At 42.0% G+C, this 14,783-nt stretch carries 17 protein-coding genes; 16 read left to right on the top strand and 1 reads right to left on the bottom strand.

Features of this window, described 5'->3' with window-relative positions; all coding sequences use genetic code 11:
* From N8M09_RS03235 to N8M09_RS03160, 16 genes are all read left to right on the top strand, one after another.
* Nucleotides 1-436: LPXTG cell wall anchor domain-containing protein (locus tag N8M09_RS03235; protein WP_261063760.1), on the top strand; the 436-nt coding region annotated here is incomplete at its 5' end.
* Nucleotides 437-612: 176 nt separating this feature from the next.
* Entirely contained in the window at nt 613-1,743 is a 1,131-nt protein-coding gene (gene hemW, locus N8M09_RS03230; protein ID WP_261063758.1) for a radical SAM family heme chaperone HemW, read from the top strand.
* Between the two features lie 4 nt (nt 1,744-1,747).
* A complete protein-coding gene (locus N8M09_RS03225) occupies nt 1,748-2,485 on the top strand; it encodes an acyl-[acyl-carrier-protein] thioesterase (protein ID WP_261063756.1) in 738 nt (245 codons plus the stop codon).
* A gap of 9 nt (nt 2,486-2,494) precedes the next feature.
* Nucleotides 2,495-3,268, top strand: a complete 774-nt coding sequence (locus N8M09_RS03220; protein WP_261063754.1) for a TIGR01457 family HAD-type hydrolase — start codon at nt 2,495-2,497, stop codon at nt 3,266-3,268.
* Nucleotides 3,258-3,875 (top strand): TIGR01906 family membrane protein, encoded by a 618-nt coding sequence (locus N8M09_RS03215; RefSeq protein WP_261063752.1) that lies wholly within the window; start codon nt 3,258-3,260, stop codon nt 3,873-3,875. Before N8M09_RS03220 ends, N8M09_RS03215 begins: the two co-directional genes overlap by 11 nt.
* Nucleotides 3,876-4,083: 208 nt before the next feature.
* Nucleotides 4,084-4,485: a Spx/MgsR family RNA polymerase-binding regulatory protein gene (locus N8M09_RS03210; protein ID WP_000631254.1), complete on the top strand. Its 402-nt coding sequence runs from the start codon at nt 4,084-4,086 to the stop codon at nt 4,483-4,485.
* Nucleotides 4,485-4,763, top strand: a complete 279-nt coding sequence (locus N8M09_RS03205; RefSeq protein ID WP_261063750.1) for a UPF0223 family protein — start codon at nt 4,485-4,487, stop codon at nt 4,761-4,763. Before N8M09_RS03210 ends, N8M09_RS03205 begins: the two co-directional genes overlap by 1 nt.
* Entirely contained in the window at nt 4,753-5,526 is a 774-nt protein-coding gene (locus N8M09_RS03200; protein ID WP_261063748.1) for an inositol monophosphatase family protein, read from the top strand. The genes N8M09_RS03205 and N8M09_RS03200 overlap by 11 nt, the downstream gene beginning before the upstream one ends.
* Nucleotides 5,527-6,831, top strand: coding sequence for an RsmF rRNA methyltransferase first C-terminal domain-containing protein (locus N8M09_RS03195; protein WP_261063746.1), 1,305 nt, complete (start codon nt 5,527-5,529; stop codon nt 6,829-6,831).
* 326 nt (nt 6,832-7,157) lie between these two features.
* Nucleotides 7,158-8,036: a phosphate ABC transporter substrate-binding protein PstS family protein gene (locus N8M09_RS03190; RefSeq protein ID WP_000746323.1), complete on the top strand. Its 879-nt coding sequence runs from the start codon at nt 7,158-7,160 to the stop codon at nt 8,034-8,036.
* The gene (pstC, locus tag N8M09_RS03185; RefSeq protein ID WP_001070903.1) at nt 8,036-8,953 is read left to right on the top strand and encodes a phosphate ABC transporter permease subunit PstC; all 918 of its coding nucleotides are present in this window, start codon (nt 8,036-8,038) and stop codon (nt 8,951-8,953) included. Before N8M09_RS03190 ends, pstC begins: the two co-directional genes overlap by 1 nt.
* Complete coding sequence (pstA, locus tag N8M09_RS03180) at nt 8,943-9,827, top strand: phosphate ABC transporter permease PstA (protein WP_000543046.1); 885 nt, start codon at nt 8,943-8,945, stop codon at nt 9,825-9,827. The genes pstC and pstA overlap by 11 nt, the downstream gene beginning before the upstream one ends.
* A 10-nt stretch (nt 9,828-9,837) precedes the next feature.
* A complete protein-coding gene (gene pstB, locus N8M09_RS03175; protein ID WP_000049848.1) occupies nt 9,838-10,641 on the top strand; it encodes a phosphate ABC transporter ATP-binding protein PstB in 804 nt (267 codons plus the stop codon).
* Nucleotides 10,642-10,653: 12 nt separating this feature from the next.
* Entirely contained in the window at nt 10,654-11,412 is a 759-nt protein-coding gene (pstB, locus tag N8M09_RS03170) for a phosphate ABC transporter ATP-binding protein PstB (RefSeq protein ID WP_000133485.1), read from the top strand.
* An 11-nt stretch (nt 11,413-11,423) separates the two neighbouring features.
* Nucleotides 11,424-12,077, top strand: a complete 654-nt coding sequence (gene phoU / locus N8M09_RS03165) for a phosphate signaling complex protein PhoU (RefSeq protein WP_000946458.1) — start codon at nt 11,424-11,426, stop codon at nt 12,075-12,077.
* 157 nt (nt 12,078-12,234) lie between these two features.
* On the top strand, nt 12,235-13,050 hold the full coding sequence (locus N8M09_RS03160; RefSeq protein ID WP_261063744.1) for an ABC transporter substrate-binding protein: 816 nt from the start codon (nt 12,235-12,237) through the stop codon (nt 13,048-13,050).
* A 19-nt stretch (nt 13,051-13,069) separates the two neighbouring features.
* Here N8M09_RS03160 and N8M09_RS03155 read toward each other — a convergent pair whose 3' ends face one another.
* Entirely contained in the window at nt 13,070-14,341 is a 1,272-nt protein-coding gene (locus N8M09_RS03155; RefSeq protein ID WP_261063742.1) for an aminotransferase-like domain-containing protein, read from the bottom strand.
* Nucleotides 14,342-14,783: the final 442 nt, after the last annotated feature.

Below are 14,783 nucleotides of genomic sequence, written 5' to 3'. Positions count from 1 at the left end.
CATCAGTCACGACATTCCAGGAACAGACTTAGTGAACCAAGACTTCACTCCAGTGAAACCAGACGAGAAAGTTCCAGAGTATACAAATCCAGTAGGCACAAGTAGTACGGATGGAGAAGGCAATGTCATTACGCCACCAACTGTAGAGATTCCAGCCTACACAGATCCAGTAACTCCAATCACACCTGACACTAATGGAGGTTCTGGTCAAGATACACCTGCACCAACACCAGCTACTCCAACTCCAAATTCAGTTACTCCAAATGCAGATCAGGTAGATACTAAGACTACTGTTGATAATGGAGCTAAGTCAAATGATTCTCAAAATGTATTGCCAAATACAGGAACAGAATCAAATGCGACTCTTGCATCTCTAGGACTTCTTGGACTATTGAGTGGATTTGGACTTGTAGCTCGCAAGAAAAAAGAAGACTAAAAATTTAGTCAGATGAACATTCATTCTTTTGTGTTTTAACAACGAACTAGATTGATTCTGATAGTTGTGTTATCCATAAAATACAAAGAATGTTTAGATAAAGAAAGCGAACAATGCTAGGATTTTGTTAAACGGAATTCTAAGTATTGTTCGCTTTTTGTGGTATAATAATTACTATGCAGAAAAAACCAACGTCAGCCTATGTGCATATCCCGTTTTGTACTCAAATTTGTTATTATTGTGATTTTTCAAAGGTTTTTATTAAGAATCAGCCAGTCGACAGCTATTTGGAGCATTTGCTGGAAGAGTTTCGTTCTTATGATATTCAAAAGTTGAGAACCCTCTATATCGGTGGTGGCACACCGACAGCTTTGTCAGCTTCTCAACTGGAAGTGTTATTGAAGGGCTTGACTAAAAACTTGGACTTGTCTGTCTTGGAGGAGTTGACCATTGAAGCCAATCCAGGTGACTTGGATGCGGATAAGATAGCTGTGTTGAAGAACTCGGCTGTCAATCGTGTTTCGCTAGGCGTGCAGACCTTTGATGACAAGATGCTGAAAAAGATTGGGCGCAGTCATTTGGAGAAAGATATTTATGAAAATATCGACCGTCTGAAACTGGCTGGTTTTGACAATATCTCTATCGATTTGATTTATGCTCTGCCAGGTCAGACTATGGAGCAAGTTAAGAACAATGTGGCTAAGGCCATTGGGCTGGATATTCCTCATATGAGTCTGTATAGCTTGATTTTAGAAAACCATACGGTCTTTATGAACCGTATGCGACGAGGGAAATTACCTCTGCCTAAGGAAGAACTGGAAGCTGAGATGTTTGAGTACATCATCGCAGAGCTAGAGCGAGCTGGTTTTGAGCATTATGAGATTTCCAATTTCTCAAAGCCTGGTTTTGAAAGTCGCCACAATCTCATGTACTGGGACAATGCTGAATACTATGGCATTGGTGCTGGGGCGTCTGGTTATGTAAATGGAGTACGCTATAAAAATCATGGTCCGATTCGCCATTATCTCAGTGCGGTTGAGGAAGGTAATGCTCGGATCACAGAAGAACACCTGAGTCAAAAAGAGCAAATGGAAGAAGAAATGTTCTTGGGCCTCCGCAAGAAATCAGGAGTCTCCATGGTGCGATTTGAGGAAAAATTTGGACGGTCTTTCGATGGACTTTATGGAGAAATTGTCAGAGACTTGGTACAACAAGGTCTCATGCAAATAGAGGGTGACCGAGTTCGCATGACAAAAAGAGGTCTCTTTTTAGGAGACACCGTAGCAGAACGATTTATTTTGGAGTAGGATGATGGGCTTAACTTATCAAATGAAAATGAAAATTCCTTTTGATATGGCTGATATGAACGGTCATATCAAGCTTCCAGATGTGATTTTACTATCCCTACAAGTTTCAGGGATGCAGTCGATTGAACTGGGAGTTAGTGATAAGGCCATTTTAGAAGAGCATAATCTGGTCTGGATTATCACAGAATACGATATTGAAGTGGTTCGTTTGCCTCGTTTTGCGGAAGAAATTACCATCGAAACGGAAGCTCTGAGCTACAATCGACTCTTTTGCTACCGTCGCTTTACCATTTATGATGAAGCAGGACAGGAACTCATTCACATGATGGCGACCTTTGTTTTGATGGACCGAGACAGTCGAAAAGTCCATACTGTTGAACCTGAGATTGTGGCTCCTTACCAGTCTGATTTTGATAAAAAGCTTATCCGTGGACCAAAGTATGAGCCTTTGGAAGAGCCGATCAGCAAGGATTACCATGTCCGTTTTTACGACTTGGATATGAATGGCCATGTCAATAACAGTAAATACTTGGACTGGATTTTTGAGGTCATGGGAGCGGACTTTTTGACCCAATATATTCCCAAGAAAATCAACCTCAAGTATGTCAAGGAAGTTCGACCAGGTGGGGTGATCACATCGGCTGTTGAACGGACTGGACTGGAAAGCAAGCATGAGATTACAAGCGACGGGGCTACCAATGCTCAAGCTATCATCACTTGGCAAGAAATAAAAAAGATTTAGAGGAAAAGTATGAAATATAAAGGCTATTTAATTGATTTAGACGGAACCATTTATAAGGGGAAAGACAGAATTCCAGCAGGAGAGGCTTTTGTTCATGAATTGCAAAAGCGAGACATCCCCTATCTCTTTGTGACCAATAATACAACCCGCACTCCAGAGAGTGTTCAGGAGATGTTGGCTCAGAATTTTAATATCGATACGCCTCTATCGACTGTCTACACAGCGACTTTGGCGACTATCGACTATATGAACGACTTGGGGCTTGAAAAGACGGTATATGTTATCGGAGAAGCAGGACTCAAGGAAGCCATCAAGGAGGCTGGTTATGTGGAAGACAAGGATAATCCTGCCTATGTGGTAGTAGGTCTGGACTGGCAAGTTGATTATGAAAAATTTGCCACAGCAACTCTGGCTATCCAAAAGGGAGCTCATTTTATCGGAACCAATCCTGACCTCAACATCCCTACAGAGCGCGGTCTTTTGCCAGGTGCTGGTTCACTAATTACACTTCTTGAAGTAGCAACACGAGTGAAGCCTGTTTATATAGGAAAACCAAATGCTATCATTATGGACAAGGCGGTTGAGCACTTAGGCTTAGAACGTGAAGAGTTAATCATGGTCGGGGACAACTACCTAACTGATATCCGAGCAGGGATTGACAATGGCATTCCAACGCTCTTGGTGACGACAGGTTTTACCAAGGCAGAAGAAGTGGCAGACCTGCCAATCGCACCGACTCATGTGGTTTCTAGCCTTGCGGAGTGGAACTTTGATGAAAACTAAACTGACCTTTTGGAGCTCTATGCTCTTTCTCCTCTCTCTTTCTATCCTTCTGACCATTTATTTGGCTTGGATTTTTTATCCGCTGGAAATTCAATGGTTAAGTTTAACGGATAGGGTCTATCTAAATCCAGAAACCATTCAGTACAACTTTCATATCTTGATGAATTATCTGACCAATCCATTTAGTCAGGTCCTAGAGATGCCAGATTTTCGTTCGTCAGCAGCTGGTCTGCACCATTTCGCAGTGGTCAAGAACCTCTTTCACTTTGTTCAGCTAGTCTCCTTAGTGACACTGCCAAGTTTTTACGTCTTTGTCAAAGGGATTGTGAAAAAGGGCTTTTTGTCTCTATTTAGTAAAGGGCTTTTGGCTCTAGTAGTCTTACCTGTGATGATTGGACTTGGGGGAGTTTTGATTGGATTTGACCAATTCTTTACTCTGTTCCATCAAATTCTCTTTGTGGGAGATGATACCTGGCTTTTTGATCCAGCCAAGGATCCAGTGATTCTGGTTTTGCCAGAGACCTTCTTCCTTCATGCCTTCCTCCTCTTTTTTACCCTCTATGAAAGCTTCTTTGGATATCTTTATCTGAAAAGTCGTAGGACGTAAAAAGAAAGATGTTTTTAATTTGTATATATAAATGTATATAATTTAAAATCATCGTTAAGAATGAATTAACCAAATCCAAAATGTATCAATCGTTCGCAAACAGTCTATTTTTCTTGAAAAAATAGGCTTTTTTTCTAAAAATCTCTAGTCAAGCGCTTTATTTTTTTGTATAATAGAAGTAGCAAAGTATAGATAAGAAGAGAAAAGCATGATTACACTATTTCTATCACCGAGCTGTACTTCATGTCGTAAGGCAAAGGCCTGGCTAGAAAAACATAAGGTGCCCTTTGAGGAGCATAATATTATGACCAGTCCCTTAACAAGAAAAGAATTGCAACACATCCTTTCCTTGACCGAAAATGGTACTGATGACATCATTTCAACTCGTTCAAAAATTTTTCAAAAATTAGATATTGATGTAGAAAGTATTTCGGTATCGGAATTACTTCATTTGATTGAGCAGTATCCTAGTCTTTTGCGTCGTCCAATTATTATCGATGCTAAACGTATGCAGATCGGTTTTAATGAAGATGAGATTCGTGCTTTTCTCCCTCGTAGTTACCGTAAGCAAGAGCTAAAAGAAGCAAGAATGAGAGCTGGTATTAGTTAATGAACAAACAGTATAGTTACCCACTAGATTTGTCGTGGAGCACTGAAGAACTTGCTTCAGTGCTTTCTTTTTTTAATGATGTTGAAGCCGCCTATGAAGGCAAGGTAGAGGCTAAAAAGTTACTGGACTCCTATAAGGGATTCAAAGCGGTCGTGCCAAGCAAGAGCGAAGAGAAAAGTTTGGGACGAGAATTTGAAACGGTGAGTGGCTATTCGCTTTACCGAGCAGTTCAGGCTGCCAAGGAAAAAGGGGAAGGAAAGATTTCTCTTGGAAAGTAAATTCGAATTTGCCAAAGAGCTTGTTAAGAAGGCGGGCCAGTACATCCTTGACCATATGCAGGAAGATTTGTGTGTTGAAACCAAGTCCTCTCCAACAGATTTAGTGACCAGACTGGACAAGGAAGTTCAGGAACTCTTGGTTGGTGAGATTTTATCCCGTTATCCTGAGGATAAGATTTGCGCTGAAGAAGGCTGTTTGCGAGCCTCGGTTCAAGAGGGCAAGGTTTGGGTCATTGATCCTATTGATGGTACCAATAACTTTGTCGCCCAGCAGGAAGATTTTGCTGTTATGATGGCTTATTTTGAAAATGGTCAGGGACAGTTTGGTCTGATTTATGATGTGGTCAAGGGGGATTGTTATCACGGTGGTGGTAAGTTTCCAGTTTGTCTAAATGATAAGCCCCTAGCTTCCTTTAAATCAAAACCACTTGGAGATTTTCTCATTGCAGGGAATAGTGGTATGCTGGAAACCAATGAATGGGGCTTGGCTGATTTGAGTCGAGCGGTCCTCGGTGTTCGTGTCTATGGGAGTGCGGCCATTAGTTTTGCCAAGATTTTGTCAGGGCGTTTGTTGACCTATGTCACTTATCTGCAACCATGGGATTATGCCGCAGCTAGTATTTTAGGGGAAAGTCTGGGCTATCGGATTGTGACCCTTTCTGGTGAAGCTCCTGATTTTCAAACCAGACAGCCGGTCATGATGCTACCTCTTGAGATGCAGGAGGAAATTCAGTCCTATATTTACGAAAGGAAAAGAACTTAAATGCAATTTCCAGAAGGATTTGTTGAAAAATATGAAGAGATACTAGGAGATGAGGCAAGAGATTTTCTTGCCTCTTTTGAGGAGGAAGCGGTTTCGGCCTTTCGGGTCAATCCTTTAAAAGAAGAGCAACTTTCCTTTCCTGATGCCATTCCTCAAACTCCTTGGGGACATTATGGGAAGGTTTCAGGAAAATCGCCTGAGCATGCTACAGGTTTAGTATATTCGCAAGAGCCTGCTGCTCAAATGGTGGCTCAGGTAGCCCAGCCCAGTCCTGGTATGAAGGTCTTGGATTTGGCCGCTGCACCGGGTGGCAAATCAACTCAACTAGCAGCCTATCTAGCTGGGGAGGGGCTGCTTGTTTCCAATGAAATTTCAAGCAAACGGGCTAAGATTTTAGTAGAAAATATGGAGCGATTTGGAGCGACAAATGTCGTGGTGACCAATGAATCTGCTGACCGCTTGGTCAAGGTTTTTAAGGGCTATTTTGACTTGATTGTCCTTGATGCTCCTTGCTCTGGTGAAGGGATGTTCCGTAAGCAACCAGATGCTATGGACTATTGGAGCTTAGATTACCCGAGTCAATGCGCTAGCTTGCAAAGAGAAATTCTGGAAGATGCAGTAACCATGCTAGCTGAAGGTGGTCGCTTGGTTTATTCAACCTGTACCTGGGCACCTGAGGAAAACGAAGAGATTGTCAATTGGTTGCTGGATGAGTATGATTTCGACTTGCTGCCAGTTGAACATATCAATGGAATGGTAGCTGGGATTGACTTGCCAGAAACGGCTCGTATGTACCCTCATCATTTTAAGGGAGAGGGTCAGTTTGTCGCGCATTTGCAATTTAAAGGTGAAAATCCAGCCCCAAAATGTAAGGCAAGTAAGAGCAATCTCAGTCGTGAACAAGTTGTCTTGTGGCAGGAATTTGCCCAAAACCATTTGAAGGTCAATCTAAGGGGAATTTTGCAGACTTTTGGAGACCAACTCTATCTCTTGCCCGAACTCTTGCCAGATTTAGGAAAACTCAAGATTGCGCGCAATGGTCTACATTTGGGTACTTTTAAGAAGAAACGTTTTGAACCCAGTTTTGCTCTTGGTCTAGCCTTGAAACCGAGTCAGGTCAAGCAGTCGGTTGAAATTGACCAAGAAGCGTTTGTAAAGTATGTCGCTGGAGAAACCGTTCAGCTGGCAGAAAGTCTGCCAAATGGTTGGTACCAAGTTTTGGTTCAAGGAAATGGCTTGGGCTTTGCTAAGGTGACTGGAAATGTTTTGAAAAATTATTTTCCAAAAGGCCTCAGATTCAAGTGAAAATGCTAGTCAAAGTAGCTTGTCTATGTTATAGTGGAAGTATGGATTTTTTTCAAATTGTCTTTCATTTTAAGTCAAAATTGGTGGGCAAGGTAACTAAGCAAATTTCTAGTTAAACCAAGCTAATACTCTTCGAAAATCAAATTCAAACCGCGTCAACGTCGCCTTGCCGTACTCAAGTACAGCCTGCGGCTAGTTTTCTAGTTTGCTCTTTGATTTTCATTGAGTATAAGAACTTCAGTTGGCTCCCAATTTTCAAAAGAAAAACATAAACAAATAGTTGAAAAAATTCACAGCATTCACCATTATTTTCAAGGAGAAAAACAGTGAAAAAAAGGAAAAAACTCGCTCTATCCCTTGCGGCTCTTTTGCTAGCAGGTTCTTTGGCGGGATGTGCTAGCTGGATTGATCGTGGAGAATCCATGACAGCTGTTGGCTCAACGGCTCTTCAGCCCTTGGTCGAAGCAGCAGCAGATGAATTTGGCTCTCTGCACGTTGGAAAAACAGTCAACGTCCAAGGTGGAGGATCTGGTACAGGTCTGTCTCAGGTTCAGTCTGGAGCCGTTGATGTAGGAAATTCAGACGTATTTGCCGAGGAAAAAGACGGTATCAACGCATCCGCTCTAGTAGACCACAAGGTAGCCGTAGCGGGCTTGGCAGTGATTGTAAATAAGGAAGTTGATGTTGAAAATCTGACAACTGAACAACTCCGTAGCATCTTCACAGGTCAAGTGACCAACTGGAAAGAAGTCGGTGGGAAAGACCTAGCCATTTCTATTATCAACCGTGCGGCAAGTTCGGGTTCACGTGCAACCTTTGATAGTGTTATCATGGATGGTCAATCTGCCGTGCAGAGTCAAGAACAGGATTCAAATGGGATGGTCAAAAACATTGTTTCCCAGACACCTGGAGCTATTTCTTACCTAGCCTTTGCCTATGTGGATGACTCAGTTAAACGTATGAAGTTGAATGGCTATGAGCCGATTGCAGAAAATGTTACAAGCAATAACTGGCCTTTGTGGTCTTATGAACATATGTACACCCTAGGCCAACCAAATGAATTGGTTGCAGAATTCCTCAACTTTGTCCTCTCAGATGAAGCGCAAAGCGGAATCGTTAAGGGAATGGGCTATATTTCTGTCAAGGAAATGAAGGTTGAAAAAGATGCTGTCGGAACGGTGACAGCACTAGAAGGGAGTCACTAATGAATCAAGAAGAATTAGCTAAAAAATTACTTTCTCCCTCAAAGAACTCTCGTCTAGAGAAATTAGGAAAGGGCTTGACCTTTGCCTGCCTGTCTTTGATTGTCATCATTGTGGCTATGATTTTGATTTTCGTAGCCCAAAAAGGTTTGTCGACCTTCTTTGTTAATGGGGTTAATATCTTTGATTTCCTTTTTGGACAAACTTGGAATCCTTCAGGTAAACAATTTGGTGCTCTTCCTATGATTTTGGGTTCCTTTATTGTCACAATCCTATCAGCCCTTATCGCAACTCCTTTTGCCATTGGTGCGGCAGTCTTTATGACGGAGGTCTCACCAAAAGGTGCTAGAATCTTGCAACCAGCTATTGAATTGCTTGTCGGTATTCCTTCAGTCGTGTATGGATTTATCGGTTTGCAGGTCGTAGTTCCCTTTGTACGTAGTGTCTTTGGTGGAACTGGTTTTGGAATTTTGTCAGGGATTTTCGTTCTCTTTGTCATGATTTTACCGACGGTAACCTTTATGACAACGGATAGCTTGCGTGCGGTGCCTCGTCACTACCGCGAAGCTAGTTTAGCTATGGGAGCCACTCGCTGGCAAACCATCTGGCGTGTAACCTTGAAGGCGGCACGTTCAGGGATTTTCACAGCAGTGGTTTTTGGGATGGCGCGTGCATTTGGTGAAGCCTTGGCCATTCAGATGGTGGTCGGAAACTCAGCCGTTGTCCCAACTTCACTAACAACACCTGCTGCGACCTTGACCTCTGTTTTGACCATGGGTATAGGAAATACCGTTATGGGAACAGTTGATAATAACGTTCTCTGGTCACTGGCCTTAGTCTTGCTCTTGATGAGTTTGGCCTTCAACAGTGTGATTAAATTGATTACGAAAGAAAGAGGAAAGAAAAACTATGCACGCTAAGAAATTAGATAAAATTGCAACAGCTGTCCTCTACTCGATTGCAGGAATTATCGTTGCCATCTTGGCATCCTTGATTCTTTATATCTTGGTTCGCGGTTTGCCTCATATCTCTTGGTCTTTCTTGACTGGCAAATCATCTTCTTACCAAGCAGGTGGTGGGATTGGAATTCAGCTCTATAATTCCTTCTTCCTCTTGGTCATTACCTTGATTATCTCTGTGCCCTTATCTATGGGGGCTGGGATTTTCCTAGCCGAATATGCCAAAAAAGGTCCTGTAACCAATTTTGTCAGAACCTGTATCGAAATCTTGTCTTCACTGCCATCTGTGGTTGTCGGTCTCTTTGGTTACTTGATCTTTGTAGTTCAGTTTGAGTATGGATTTTCAATCATTTCAGGTGCCTTGGCCTTGACAGTCTTTAACCTGCCTCAGATGACTCGTAATGTTGAGGACAGTTTGAAACACGTTCACCATACGCAACGTGAGGCTGGCTTGGCTCTAGGGATTTCTCGTTGGGAGACTGTGGTCCATGTGGTCATTCCAGAAGCCCTTCCAGGTATTGTGACTGGGGTCGTCTTGGCCTCTGGTCGTATCTTTGGTGAGGCGGCTGCACTTATCTATACAGCAGGACAATCTGCTCCAGCCCTAGACTGGTCTAACTGGAATATTCTCAGTGTGACCAGCCCAATCTCTATCTTCCGTCAAGCAGAAACCTTGGCTGTCCACATCTGGAAAGTCAACAGTGAAGGTACTATTCCTGATGGAACCATCGTATCAGCAGGTTCTGCCGCAGTGCTCCTCATCTTTATCCTCATCTTTAACTTTGGAGCCCGTAAACTCGGAAGCTACCTACATAAGAAATTAACCGCTGCCTAAAGGAGAAGCCATGTCAAAATATAATTGGGATGAAAAGCATATCATCACCTTTCCTGAAGAGAAAGTGGCCCTCTCTACTAAGGATTTACATGTTTACTACGGTAAAAATGAATCTATCAAGGGCATCGATATGCAATTTGAAAAAAATAAAATCACAGCCTTAATTGGCCCATCTGGATCAGGAAAATCAACCTACCTCCGCAGTCTCAATCGTATGAATGATACTATTGATATTGCCAAGGTCACAGGTCAAATCCTCTATCAAGGAATTGATGTCAACCGTCCAGAAATCAATGTTTATGAAATGCGTAAGCATATCGGAATGGTTTTCCAACGACCAAATCCCTTTGCCAAGTCTATCTACCGCAATATTACTTTTGCCCATGAACGTGCAGGGGTTAAGGACAAGCAAGTCTTGGATGAAATTGTGGAAACCTCTCTCCGTCAAGCTGCCCTTTGGGATCAGGTCAAAGACGATTTGCACAAGTCAGCCTTGACCCTATCAGGCGGTCAGCAGCAACGTCTTTGTATCGCTCGTGCTATCTCTGTTAAACCAGATATCCTCTTGATGGATGAACCAGCGTCAGCCTTGGATCCGATTGCGACAGCCCAGTTGGAAGAAACGATGTTGGAATTGAAGAAGGACTTTACCATCATCATCGTGACCCACAGTATGCAGCAGGCTGCGCGTGCTAGTGATTACACAGGATTTTTCTACTTGGGTGACTTGATCGAGTATGATAAGACATCTAATATTTTCCAAAATGCCAAACTACAGTCAACTAATGACTACGTCACAGGACACTTTGGATAGAAAGGAAACAGTATGACAGAAGCGATTTTACAGGTGTCAGACCTGTCCGTTTACTACAATCAAAAGAAGGCCTTGAATAGTGTTTCCCTATCTTTCCAACCTAAGGAAATTACAGCCTTGATTGGTCCATCTGGATCAGGAAAGTCAACTCTTCTCAAGGCTATCAACCGCATGGGGGATCTCAATCCAGAGGTTACTACAACTGGTTCAGTGGTTTACAACGGCCACAATATCTACAGTCCGCGTACAGATACAGTTGAATTGCGTAAGGAAATCGGTATGGTCTTTCAACAACCGAACCCTTTCCCTATGTCTATCTACGAAAATGTTGTTTACGGACTTCGTATCAATGGAGTGAAGGACAAGCAGGTTCTGGATGAAGCAGTGGAAAAAGCCTTGCAACGTGCTTCTATCTGGGATGAGGTCAAGGACCGCCTTCATGATTCAGCTATCGGGCTTTCAGGTGGACAACAGCAACGTGTCTGTGTTGCCCGTGTCTTGGCAACCAGTCCCAAAATCATTCTCTTGGATGAACCGACTTCTGCCTTGGACCCTATCTCTGCTGGTAAGATTGAGGAAACCTTGTATGGACTAAAAAATAAATACACCATGCTCTTGGTTACACGTTCTATGCAACAAGCCTCTCGTATCTCTGACAAGACAGGATTTTTCCTTGATGGAGATTTGATTGAGTTTAACGATACCAAGAAGATGTTCCTCAACCCTCAACACAAGGAAACAGAAGATTATATTTCAGGAAAATTTGGATAAGGAGATAAATGATGTTACGTTCTCAATTTGAAGAAGATTTAGAGAAATTGCACAACCAGTTCTATGCTATGGGACAAGAAGTGCTATCCCAAATCAATCGGACAGTGCGTGCCTTTGTTACGCATGACCGTGATTTGGCCAAGGAAGTCATCGAAGATGATGCAGAAGTAAACGAATACGAAGTGAAGTTGGAGAAAAAATCATTTGAAATGATTGCCCTCCAACAACCGGTTTCTCAAGACTTGCGTACTGTTTTGACCGTCTTGAAGGCTGTATCTGACTTGGAACGTATGGGTGACCATGCTGTTTCTATTGCCAAGGCGGCAATTCGTATGAAGGGTGAGCAACGTATCCCAGCTGTTGAGGAAGAAATCAAGAGAATGGGTCGCGATGTCAAGAACTTCGTTGAAGCAGCCCTGGAACTCTATCTGAATGGTTCAGTAGACCAGGCCTATGAAGTAGCAGCTATGGACGAAAAAATCAACCATTACTTTGATAGCATTCGTGACTTGGCTACAGAAGAAATCAAGAAAAATCCTGATGCCATTGTTACAGGTCGTGATTATTTCCAAGTGATTGCCTTCTTAGAACGTATTGGAGACTATGCTAAAAATATCTGTGAATGGGTTGTTTACTTTGAAACAGGTAAGATTGTCGAACTATAAAACAGGTTCATTCTGTATAAAAAGGAGCTTGAAATCAACTGATAGCTCCTTTTCTTGAATGAAAAAAATATTTTTAAGATAAAAATTCAAAAAACACTTGACAAGTAACTTGGATAGCGTTATAATTATACAAAATTAACAGAGAGGTTGTTTATTTATGAAATCAAAAAAATGGATATTTGTTTTATGTAGTTTTCTTGCAAGTTTCTTCTTAGTAGCTTGTCAGTCGGGTTCTAATGAGTCTCAGTCAGCTGTTGAGACCATTAAGCAAAAGGGGAAATTGGTAGTAGCGACCAGTCCTGACTATGCACCTTTTGAATTTCAATCATTGGTTGATGGAAAAAACCAAGTAGTCGGTGCGGATATTGATATGGCTCAAGCTATCGCTGATGAACTTGGGGTTAAGTTGGAAATTTCAAGCATGAGTTTTGATAATGTCTTGACTAGTCTTCAGACTGGTAAGGCTGATCTAGCAGTTGCAGGAATTAGCGCTACTGATGAGAGAAAAGAAGTCTTTGATTTTTCAATCCCTTACTATGAAAACAAGATTAGTTTCTTGGTTCGTAAGGCTGATGTAGAAAAATACAAGGATTTAACTAGCCTTGAGAGTGCTAATATTGCAGCCCAAAAAGGAACTGTTCCAGAATCAATGGTCAAGGAACAATTGCCAAAAGCTCAATTGACTTCCCTAACCAATATGGGTGAAGCAGTCAATGAATTGCAGGCTGGAAAAGTAGATGCTGTTCACATGGACGAGCCTGTTGCCCTTAGCTATGCTGCTAAAAATGCCGACCTAGCTGTCGCAACTGTCAGCTTGAAGATGAAGGACGGCGAAGCCAACGCAGTTGCCCTTAGAAAAAATAGTGCTGATTTGAAAGAAGTGGTGGACAAGGTCATCCAAAAGCTCAAGGATGAAGGAACCTACCAAAGCTATCTTGAAAAAGCAGCAAGTCTAACAGAAGTTGAAGAATAAGAAAAAGCAGAGTTGGAAGTTATTCCAATTCTGCTTTTAAATAGTCTAAAACATTTTCCAGATTTTCTAGGGACACCTTGGCAAATTGATAAGGGCAGGCGCTCAAATAGGCCTTTTCAAAGAAGTCCAAGCCCAGTTGACTGTGTTTGAGACTGGCAATTTTAGGATACTGTCGTAGGTCTAGCAATACACCATCGTGTAGGGGATAATGAGGAAGGGGACAAGGAGTGTTAGCTAGTCTTTCCTCGATTTGTTTTTGGTAGTCTTCCTGATTGGATAAGCGAGTTAGCCGATTTTTCTCAAATAATTGACTGTCAATATAGAGTGACAGGGCCTTTTGCATGATGAGGTTGCTGTCGTAGTCTAGGATATTTTTGTAGGCCACAAAGGCTTCTTTGATAGCATTTGGAAGGATGAGTGCTGTTATCCGCAGGGCTGGAAAGAGGCTGGTTGAGAAGGACTTGATATAAATGACGCGCTCCTCTGTATCTAGATAGTGGAAGGTCTGGCCCTTCTTGGAGTCCAAATCCCCCAGATAGTCGTCCTCTACAATATAAACACCATACTTAGCTGCTAAGTCAAGAATAGCCCGTTTATCCTGCTCAGAATAGGAATGCCCCAAAGGATAGTGAAAACGAGGAATGGTGTAGAAAAACTTAATTTTTCCTGTTTTGAAGTGGCCTTCCAGCTCCTCCAAGTCAATCCCATCAATGCCTCGTTCTATCGTTTGATAGTCTAATCCCTGAGCAATCAAGAGACGATTCATCCGATGGTAGGTCGGCTGTTCCACCAAGATTTCCTTAGCTTGGCTAGGGAAGGAAATTTGAGAAAGGATAAAAAGGGCTTGTTGGGTCCCAGAAGTCAGTACTAGTTGTTCAGCCTGGCAGTAGAGAGCTTGGTCAAAGAGGAGTTTGTGAATGGACTGTCTTAAGTCTTCTAATCCTTCTTGGTTGTCATAGTAGTTGAAGAGGTAGTTTTCCCGTCCAATCAAGGTTTCATTGACACAGAGTCGGAAATCGTCATAGGCACTGGCATGTTCATCAGTGACTTCGATTTCTAGATCCTGGTGTTGCCCTTGTTCTAGGACGTAGTAACCACTCTGGGGCTTGGCATAGAGGTATTGTTCGTGCCGTAATTCCAGCAGGGCTCGTTGGACAGTATCCTTGCTACAGTGAAAGTCAAGGCTCAGTTGACGGATAGAAGGCAGGCGGCTTCCCGTTGGAAAACGTCCAGACTCGATACCATTTTTTAGATAGGAAGCAACCTCTTGGTACTTACTTTGTTTCTTCATTCCAGACCTCCCTTGATTTTGTTACATTGTACCTTTTTTTTTCTTTCTTGGCAATGTCTAGGGTGTTTCTCTCGTTCACATCTAGGGGCAAATGTGGTATACTTCCATCTTTAATACTTTTTTGAAATCAAAGAGCAACCAAATGCAGATGTGACAGTTTTTCGGAACCTTTTTCTCTTTAAAACAAAATGTGTATTTTTTATCTGGGGTTGATTTGTTTTAAAAAGTTTTCATGCTAATTTCCCCTTATTACTTGCACATATTTTTAGGAAAAACTTGAAATCGCTTTCTTGTTGTGGTATAACAGAATTGAAAAATAAAAGTATACTAATAACTTGTTAGAAAGGAGTTTAAATCATAAAGTCAAGTTATTTTATCAGTAATATACATTTGTGACTTGAAAGGAGTGTTTTTTATGAAATTTTAAAAAATTGTAACTTCA

It is taken from the genome of Streptococcus mitis, assembly GCF_946190375.1.
Taxonomy (GTDB): domain Bacteria; phylum Bacillota; class Bacilli; order Lactobacillales; family Streptococcaceae; genus Streptococcus; species Streptococcus mitis_CJ.
This window is presented reverse-complemented; position numbering and strand designations above follow the sequence as displayed.